The 9,316-nt window shown below is 70.7% G+C and carries 5 protein-coding genes; 2 read left to right on the forward strand and 3 right to left on the reverse strand.

The genetic code is table 11. The features are described 5' to 3' along the window. Positions 1 to 442 precede the first annotated feature (442 nt). The 3 genes from H4O13_16475 to H4O13_16485 all read right to left on the reverse strand — a co-directional run bounded on the left by H4O13_16475 (position 443) and on the right by H4O13_16485 (position 6,105). Positions 443 to 3,571, reverse strand: coding sequence for an efflux RND transporter permease subunit (locus tag H4O13_16475; GenBank protein ID MBE5316991.1), 3,129 nt, complete (start codon positions 3,569 to 3,571; stop codon positions 443 to 445). A 717-nt stretch (positions 3,572 to 4,288) separates the two neighbouring features. Continuing rightward, positions 4,289 to 5,671 (reverse strand): efflux RND transporter periplasmic adaptor subunit, encoded by a 1,383-nt coding sequence (locus tag H4O13_16480; GenBank protein ID MBE5316992.1) that lies wholly within the window; start codon positions 5,669 to 5,671, stop codon positions 4,289 to 4,291. A gap of 41 nt (positions 5,672 to 5,712) precedes the next feature. After that, positions 5,713 to 6,105: a hypothetical protein gene (locus H4O13_16485; GenBank protein ID MBE5316993.1), complete on the reverse strand. Its 393-nt coding sequence runs from the start codon at positions 6,103 to 6,105 to the stop codon at positions 5,713 to 5,715. Positions 6,106 to 6,683: 578 nt separating this feature from the next. Between H4O13_16485 and H4O13_16490 the strand changes: the two genes are divergently transcribed. Together H4O13_16490 and H4O13_16495 are read left to right on the forward strand one after the other, a co-directional pair. Then, positions 6,684 to 7,520, forward strand: a complete 837-nt coding sequence (locus H4O13_16490) for a DUF2135 domain-containing protein (GenBank protein MBE5316994.1) — start codon at positions 6,684 to 6,686, stop codon at positions 7,518 to 7,520. A gap of 72 nt (positions 7,521 to 7,592) precedes the next feature. Further along, positions 7,593 to 9,305 (forward strand): DUF2138 family protein, encoded by a 1,713-nt coding sequence (locus tag H4O13_16495; GenBank protein ID MBE5316995.1) that lies wholly within the window; start codon positions 7,593 to 7,595, stop codon positions 9,303 to 9,305. The last annotated feature ends 11 nt before the right edge of the window (positions 9,306 to 9,316 follow it).

Raw genomic sequence — 9,316 nt, forward strand, 5'->3', positions numbered from 1 at the left:
GTCAAGACCCACCCTATGCAGGTTCGGGGTTTCGCGGGTGTGTTGCGGCGAGTCGCGGCGAATCCCCGCTCTTCAAGGCATAGGGTGGGTCTTGACCCACCGGGAGCGCCCTCACCGCAGTGGTGTCCCGCGGTTCGCGTCGGGCGATGACCTGACAGCGGGGCGAGGTTGTGGCGCGGCATGCCTCGCATGAGCGTGAGGCGGGCGTCGGGCTCCGGTGGGTCAAGACCCACCCTATGCGGGCAACGGGGCCTCGCGGATGTGTTGCGGGGCGGCATTGCTTGCATGAGCGTGAGGCGAGCGTCGCGCTTCGGTGGGTTGAGACCCGCCCTATGGCGTGCGTCGGGCTCCGGTGGGTCAAGACCCACCCTATGCAGGTTCGGGGTTTCGCGGGAGCCGCGCGGCAAGGTCGCGCGGCTCCCCAATCCCCAATCCCCGCTCTTCAGCCGCGCAGCCTCCAGCCCAGCCAAATCCGATAGATCGCCGGAATCAGCAGCATCGACAGCAGCGGCGCGCTCAGCATGCCGCCGAGCATGGGGGCGGCGATGCGCTGCATGGTCGCGGCACCGGCGCCGTCGCTGAGCAGGATCGGCGTGAGGCCCACCAGCAGGGTCAGCACGGTCATGGCCTTGGGCCGCACGCGTTGCACCGCGCCCTCCTCCAGCGCGGCATCGAGTTCGCGCAGGGTGTTCAGGCGGCCGGTGGTGCGCGCGCGCTCCACCGCCTGTGCCAGATACAGCAGCATCACCACGCCGAACTCCGCGGCCACGCCGAACAGGGCGAGGAATCCGACCACTACCGCCACTGACATCGCGTAGTCCAGGCCCCACAGCAGCCACAGCCCGCCGACCACCGACAGCGGTGCGGTGAGCAGCACGATCAGCGCATCGGGCCAGCGGCGGAAGATCAGATACAGCAGCACCAGAATGATCCCGAGTGCCGCTGGAATGGCGAGGCTCAGGCGCTCGCTGGCGCGCAGCAGGCTTTCGTACTGGCCGGTCCACCCAAGGCTCACACCCGCCGGCAGCTGCACGCGTTCGGCCAGGGCCGCATCGGCCGCGCGCATGGTGCCCAGCAGATCACGGGTGTCGGTGTCGACGAACACCCACGCAGTCAGGCGCGCGTTTTCGCTGCGGATCATCGCCGGCGCTTCGACCAGTTCGATGTCGGCCAGCCGGCCCAGCGGTACCTGCGCGCCGGACGGCGTCACCACGCCGAGTTCGGCCAGCGCCTCCGGCGTGTCGCGTACGTCCTGCGGCAGCCGCATCGCCACCGGAAAGCGCCGACGGCCCTCGTAGGCGGTGGCGATCGGCGCGCCGCCCACCGCTTCGCCCAGCCAGGCCATGAAGGCCTCCATCTCGACGCCGTAGCGGGCGAGGTCTTCGCGGCGTGGGCGGATCTCCAGGCTGCGCGCGGTAGCACCGCGATCGGCGAAGGCCGAGCGGATGCCCGGCACGCCCGCCAGCGCAGCTTCCACTTCGGTGGCCAGTGCGGTCAGCTGCTGCAGATCGTCGCCGGCAAGACGCACGCCCAGCGGCGTGCGCAGGCCGGTCGACTGCATGTCGATGCGGGTGCGGATCGGCTGCACCCAGGCATTGGTGACGCCGGGGATGCGCAGGCGGGCGTCGAGTTCGGCGATCAGGTCCTCGATGGTGAATCCCTCGCGCCACTCGGACTCGGGCTTCAGGCGGATCGTGGTCTCGATCATCGAGATCGGTGCCGGATCCGTCGCGCTGTCGGCGCGGCCGATCTTGCCGAACACGGTCTCGACCTCGGGCGTCTGCCGGATCAGCCGGCTGGTCTGCTGCAGCAGCTCCTGCGCCTTGCCGGGCGAAAGCTCGGGCAGGGTGGTGGGCATGTACATCAGGTCGCCTTCCTCCAGCTGCGGCATGAACTCGCTGCCCAGCTGGCGCAGCGGATACAGCGCGCTGGCCGCGATCACGAGGCTCAGCACCACGGTCAGCCAGGGCGCACGCAGCACGCCGCGCAGCACCGGCCGGTACAGCGCGATCAGGGTGCGCGAGAGGATCTGCTCGTGCTCACCGCGGATGCGTCCGCGCACGCACAGCGCCATCAGCACCGGCCCGAGCGTTACCGCCAGCACGGCGGCGGCCAGCATGGCCCACGTCTTGGTCCAGGCCAGCGGCGCGAACATGCGGCCTTCCTGGGCTTCGAGCAGGAACACCGGCAGGAAGCTGAGCGCGATGATCAGCAGCGACATGAACACCGCCGGGCCCACTTCGATGCAGGCCTCGGCCACGAGCTTCAGGCGCTCGGGCTCGTCCGGCTCGCGGGCGTGGTCGTCCTTGAAGTGCTCGATGCGCTTGTGCGCGTTCTCGACCAGCACGATCGCCGCATCGACCATGGCGCCGATGGCGATGGCGATGCCGCCCAGCGACATGATGTTGGCGTTGATGCCCTGCAGCCGCATGATCGCCAGCGCTGCGAGAACACCCAGCGGCAGCAGCAGGGCCGGCACCAGGGCCGAGCGGAAGTGGCCGAGGAAGAGCAGGCAGACCAGACCGACCACCAGGATCTCCTCGACCAGCTTGGTCGAGAGGTGGTCCACCGCGCGCTCGATCAGGGCCGAGCGGTCGTAGGTGGTGACGATCTCCACGCCCGCGGGCAGGCTGGAGTCCAGCGCTGCAAGCCGCGCCTCGACCGCCTCGATGACCTCGCGCGCATTGCCGCCGTCGCGCATCACCACGATGCCGCCGACCACCTCGCCCTCGCCGTCGAGTTCGGCGATGCCCTGGCGCGGGCCGGCGCCGAAGCGGATCTCGGCGACGTCGCCGAGCAGCACCGGCACGCCGTCCATCAGCGGGCCCAGCGGCACCTGCGCGAGGTCTTCCAACTTCCGCAGAAAGCCCACGCCGCGCAGGCTGATCTCGCCCTCGCCGACCTCGATCAGCGAGCCGCCGCGCTCGGCGCCTGCCGCGCGGACGCGCGCCGCCACGTCGTTGATCTGCAGCCCGTACTGGCGCAGGCGCAAGGGATCGATGATGGCCTGGTACTGCCGCTCCATGCCGCCGACCGTGGCGACCTCGGAGACGCCCGGCAGGGCTTGCAGTTCAAGCCTCAGGAACCAGTCCTGCAGCGCGCGCAGCTCGGACAGGTCATGGCCGCCGCTGCGGTCGACGAGCGCGTACTGATAGACCCAGCCGACGCCGCTGGCATCGGGCCCGAGCGCGGGCTCGACGCTGTCGGGCAGCTCCGCACGCGCCTGGCTCAGGTACTCCAGCACCCGCGAGCGCGCCCAATAGGGGTCGGTTCCGTCCTCGAACAGCACGTAGACGAAGGAGTCGCCGGTCATCGAGAAGCCGCGCACGTGACGCGCACCCGGTACGGCCAAAAGGCGCGAGGCCAGCGGATAGGTGATCTGGTCCTCGACCAGCTGCGGCGACTGCCCCGGCCACTCGGTGCGCACGGTCACCTGCACGTCGGACAGATCGGGAATCGCATCGACCGGCAGGGTGCGCGTGGCCTGGATGGCGGCCAGGGTCAGCAGCATCGAGAGCAGCAGCACCAGCCCGCGGTTGTCCAGCGAATAGCGGATCAGGGCGGCGATCATGGCTGGGCCCCGAGAGCCGGGATTCGGGATTTGGGATTGGGGATTCGTGCAGCCGGGATTCGGGAGTTGGGATTCGGGATTGGTAGAGCGCCGCACGGCGACTGCCGGGCCGTGTGCCTGCTCTTTGTAGGAGCCTGCTCGCAGGCGACCGCAGCTTTCGCCTCGCTCTCACCCTGCGGGTCGCGAGCAAGCTCGCTCCTACAAGAAGCCGGGATTCGGGATTTGGGATTCGGGATTCGTAGAGCGCGCCAGGGCGACTGCCACGCGCTGTCCCTGCTTTTCGTAGGAGCCTGCTTGCAGGCGACCGCAGCCTGCGCCCTGCACCCACCCTGCGGGTCGCGAGCAAGCTCGCTCCTACAAACAGCCGGGATTCGGGAGTTGGGATTCGGGATTCGCAGAGCGCGCCGCGGCCACTGCCAGGCCGTGTGCCTGCTCTTGGTAGGAGCCTGCTCGCAGGCGACCGCAGCTTTCGCCTCGCTCTCACCCTGCGGGTCGCGAGCAAGCTCGCTCCTACAAGAAGCCGGGATTGGGGATTGGGGATTCGGGATTCGCAGAGCGCGCCGCGGCGACTGCCAGGCCGTGTGCCTGCTCTTGGTAGGAGCCTGCTTGCAGGCGACCGCAGCTTTCGCCTTTCTCTCACCCTGCGGGTCGCGAGCAAGCTCGCTCCTACAAACAGCAGGGGCACCAAGGCCGATGGAGCAACGACCGTTCGCTGCCTCAATGCGCATGACCCGCCTCCAGTCGCTGCAGCCCGGCGCGCAGCGCGGCTTCGGAATCGAGCAGGAACTGCGCCGACACCAGGACGCGCTCGCCTTCCTTGAGCCCGTGCAGGATCTGGGTGCGGCCGTCGACGCGCAGGCCGGCGTGCACCTGGGCCACGCGGAAGCGGCCCTCGCCGGCATCCACCACCACGCGCTCGCCGTCGGCGGTGCGGATCACCGCCTCGCTGGGCACGCTCAGCACCGGATCGCCTTCTTCGCCGCGCAGCCGCGCCTCCATGTACTGACCCACGCGCAGCAGGCCGCGGCGGTTGGGCACCGGCACGCGCAGCTGCACGGTGCGGGTCATCGCGTCCTGGCTCGGATACACGTAGCTGACTTCGCCGCGCCACAGGCGATCCGGCTGGTTCGGCAGGTTCAGCGCGGCGTAGATCGTGCCGCCGCCCAGACGCTCCAGCTCCTCGGGGAACACCGACACGCTGACCCAGACCTCGCTGAGATCGGTGATCTCCAGCGCGATCGTCGAGGGCTCGACGTACATGCCATGGCGCACGTCGAGCAGGGTGACCACGCCGTCGGCCGGCGCACGCACCGGCACCCGCTGCAGCGATCGTCCGCGCTCGCTCAGTGCATCGATGAAGTCCTCGTCCACGCCCAGCCGGCGCAGGCGCTCGCCCGCCGCGCGCTGGGCGCGCGAGCCGACGCCGCCCGAGCGCAGGGCGATCAGGTAGTCCTCCTGGGCGGCGACCAGATCCGGCGCGTAGATCTCCATCAGCACCTGACCCGCGCGCACGCGTTCGCCGAGGGCGTGCACGCGCAGGTCCTCGACCCAGCCGGGGACGCGCGTGTGCACATGGCGGATGCGGTGCTGGTCGGCCACCACCTCGGCCGGCGCGCGCACCCGCGGCGACAGCACGCGGCGGTCGACTTCAGCCGTGCGGATGCCCAGCGCCTGGCGCAGGCCGGCATCCACCTCGATCACGGGTGCGGCCTGCGCGCTGCTGCGGCTGCGCGCGACCAGGTCCATGCCGCAGATCGGGCAGCTGCCGGGCGTCTCGCTGGTGATCTGCGGATGCATGGGGCAGACGTAGAGCGAGGGCGCTGGCGGAGCGGTGCCGGGCAGGGTCTCGGCGCCGGCCGCAGCGGGCAGAGCCGAGCCTGCTCCCGGCGCGGGCGCCGGGTCAGCCTGGTCGGCGTGCTCGTGCTCGCCTTGGCCGGCGTGCTCCGCGTGCGCCGAGTGCTCATCGTGTGTGTGTTCCGACGTGGGCGGGGATTCCTGCGCCGCGATCGGCAGGGCTGGCAGGGTCAGGGCGGACAGAGCCAGCGGCAGGGACAACAGCAGGGCGCAGCGACGCTGCGACCGGACGGAAACGGCGGACATGACAGATCTCCAGCAACAGGGGCCGGGCGCGGCCCGGCGGCTCAGGCGTGATGCGCTGGGCTGCTGGAGATCGGAGGTCGCAGGTTCGGCGCGCTGAAGGGCGCAGGCTGCAGGCTGCGCTGCACGCGCGGGGCGTGGACCGGCAGCAGCGGGGGCTGCAGGTTGAGAAGTTCGACCGGCGGCACCTGCAGGCGGCACTGCTTGCAGTGCTCACAGCCGGCGTTCGCGGCATCGGGCGTTGCCGGGCTCGCGTCGTCGATAGCCACCGCGGCGGCGCGCGCGGCCTTTGCATGCGGGCAATCGGCCATGCCGGCGTGCGCGGCGTCGGTGTTTGCCGTCGCTGCGTCGAGCGCCGCCGCCATCGGGCAGCCGCTCGCCGCCGCGCCAGTGGCGAGGCAGAGCATCAGCAGCAGGGTGAGCAGGCGGCGCAGCATGGGACGCATCTTAGCGCCGGCTTTGCGCCCGCGTTGGAAAGAAGCGTGGACCAGAGTGCGAGGAAGCCGAAATCCGGGACGGGCTTCGGGGATTCCGGTGGGTCGAGACCCACCCATGGCTGCTTTGGGGCTTCGGTGGGTCAAGACCCACCCTATGGAGCCAGGCAGACCTGCGATCCGCCGTTCGCTTTCGGGTCGACCCCTTCCGCGCATTCCCGATCGCCCGCGGCGATTCCCGATGCACCGGATCGGTGGGTCAAGACCCACCCTATCAAGCCAGGCTGGAGGCGCACTGGACAGGTCTTGATCCCTGCCGAGCCGTGCCCCGAAACGCTCTTGTGCCGCTCCAAGCGCTGCGCCTGCTGTAGCGTCGCCAACGCCCTTGCCGTCCTGCGTGCGCGCCAGGCGCGCTATCGCCACCTGCGATGTCCGGCCGTCCTGCCTGCCCGCGTTCCGCCACATTGCGTCCTCGCCACTCCGCTCTGCCCTCGCACTATGCGCAGCCACGTGATTGCAGGAACATGCGGCTCAGCCTGGCGGCCGCGGGTTCGCCTACTCCACCCCTATCCGGTGTCCCGATGAATGCTCACGCCCTGAGTCTGCTTCTGCTGCTCGCGGGCTCCGCCAGCGCCCAGACCGCTCCGGCTCCGCCGAGCAAGGACGCGGCCGCGGCGGCCGAAGCGCCCGGCGTCGACTGGCAGGGGCCGTCCGCCGGCTGGCGGGTGCATGGCTTGCTGGAGAACAACAGTGAGGCGCGCGTCGCCTACCCGACGCCGCCCATCGATCGCGGCGGCCAGCGCGGACGCAGCCTGATCGAGGGCCGCCTGCGCGGCATCGATGCCACCCGCCGCGCGCAGACGCTGGCGGTCAACGGCAATCCGCTGCCGCTCTACGCCGATGCAGAAGGCCGTTTCAGCCGGCCCTATGCCTTCGGCGCCGGCTCGAACAGCATCGCCCTCCACACCGCCGAGGGCGAGGTGCTGAAGCGCGTGCAGTTCTACGAGGCCAACACGCTGAAGACGCCCGCGCGCATCCGCATCGTGGTCGGCTGGGACGATCCGGGTGCCGAGATCGACATGCACGTGCTGACGCCTGACGGCGGCCATGCCTACTGGGCCGCACCGGTGCTGGACAGCGGCGGCGGGCTCGATACCGACAGCGTCGACGGCCCCGGGCCGGAGGTGTTCACCATGACCGCCCCGCTGCGCGGGCGCTACTCGGTCTACGTCAACTACTGGGGCAACTACGGCGCCAGTGGCTACAACTTCGTCGAAGGCAGCAACGAGCGCGACCTCATCACCACCCGCATCAGCCTCGTGTACAACGAGAACACGGTGAACGAGCGCCGCGAAACCTTCGTGGTGCCGCTGCGCGCGATCGGCGATCTGCAGCTGATCAAGACGTTCGAATACTGAGCAAGTGAACTCCGCGCTGCCGCGGCACGCCTTTCTTCGGAGCTCGTGCTCCCTTCATCCGGCTTCAAGACCATGTCCGACCCCGCGACCCTCCGCGTCGAACCCAAGCGCCCATCGGGCTGGCCCGCGCGCCTGCGTCAGGCCGTGCTGCCCTTCCTGTGGCTGCTGCCGATCGCCGCGCTCGGCTGGGTCGGCTGGCACCACTGGCAGGTCGCCCAGCGCGAGGTCTGGCGCGGCGAGACGCCGCTGGCTTTCGACCCGCAGCGCCCGGATGCGCTGATCGAGTCGGAATCGCTGGCGGCCCTGCCGCGCGATCTGCTGCGCGTGCCCCTGCTGCGTGATCTGCTCAGCGAGGACTTCGTTTTCTACTACGAGAGCAACGCCGAGCGGCTCGGCGTGGTCGGCGCGCTGCGCCGCATCGCCTATGAGCACACGCTCGAACTCGGCGATCACGTGGTCGCCGAACTGCTCGACCAGCCCGCGCAGCTGGCGCTGTGGCGCAGCCAGGACGGCCGCCTCGACCACGCCCTGCTCAGCCTGCGTCGCGGCGCCTTGTCCAGCGCGCTGGAGCTGCTGGCGCCGGTTGCGCAGAACGATGCCCAGCTGAGCCAGGTCACCAATCTCGAAATCGACGGCCAGCGCGTGCCGGTCTACCGGCTGCGCTTCGGCTGGCAGCGCGCCCTGCTGTTCGCCGGCCACGGCGAGCGCCTGCGCGTGCTGGTTTCGCCGAGTCTGGTCAGCGCCCACGGCGAACTCGACGCGGCCTACGCGATCCTCAGTGCGGCGCTGGCGCAGGATGAGCTGGCCCTGCCGGCGCGCTTCGCGCTCAACCCGAGCAGCGCCCGCCATCGACTGGTGCTGAGCGCCGACTACCTCGCACTGGGTTACGGCCGTCTGCTGCCGCAGCTGGCGGGCCTTCGCTTCGAGCTGCGCGGCGGCCAGTGGCAGAGCTTTGTCGCCCTGAACGAAGTGAGCGCCAGCGAGCTGGATTTCGATGCGCTCTGGCAGGCCGCCCCGATGGGGGCCGCCGCCTGCGCGGCGGTGCCGGTCTCTGCCGAAGCCCTGCAGAGCCTGCTGCGCGCCTTCGAGCGTCGTGAGGCCCTGCCGGAGGCCTTGGTCAGCCGCCTCGGCGGGCCCGCCGCGGTGTGCTGGTATGCGAACTCGCGCCTGCTGAGTCCGCTGCTGATCAGCCGCCTGCAGCCCGCCGCGGAGGGCAGCGCCAGCGATCCTGCGGCGCTGGACGCAGCGCTCGCCCAGGCCTTTGCGACCTACATCGGCAACCCCGAGCGCGAGGCCGGCGACGCGCGCTGGCCGGTGCGTGAGACACGCGAGGCCACGGGGCCGCGCTGGCAGCGCGCGGTGGCTTCGAACTTCGGCCTCGTGCCGCGCGAGGAGGCCGGCGAAGGCGAGCCCAAGGACTCGCCGGCCTTCCTGCGCGTGGCGCTGGCCCGCCACGGCGAGCACCTGCTGTTCTCGCTGGACGCGCGCCTGGTCGAGCAGGCCCAGGCGACTCTCGATCGGCGCTATCCGCCGCTTTCAGAGCACTTGCCGGGCGGCCCGGTGCCGCTGTACCTGGCGCCGGCGCCGCTGGCCCAGCTGGCCGAGCAGGAGGCGCTGATCGGCCTGCCCATGGAGCTGCAGCCGATCTTCCACAACGCCGCCCAGGCGCATCTCCTGCCCAAACTGAAGGCCGCCGCAGGCCACGCGCCGCTGGCCCTGCGTCTGGACGAAGACCGCGCCGAGTCGGCCTGGAGCTGGCAGCCGGTGCGCTGGGAGTCGCTGTGAACCGACGCCTG

The sequence above is a fragment of the Lysobacterales bacterium genome, from assembly GCA_014946745.1.
In the GTDB taxonomy this organism is placed as follows: Bacteria; Pseudomonadota; Gammaproteobacteria; order Xanthomonadales; family Xanthomonadaceae; genus Aquimonas.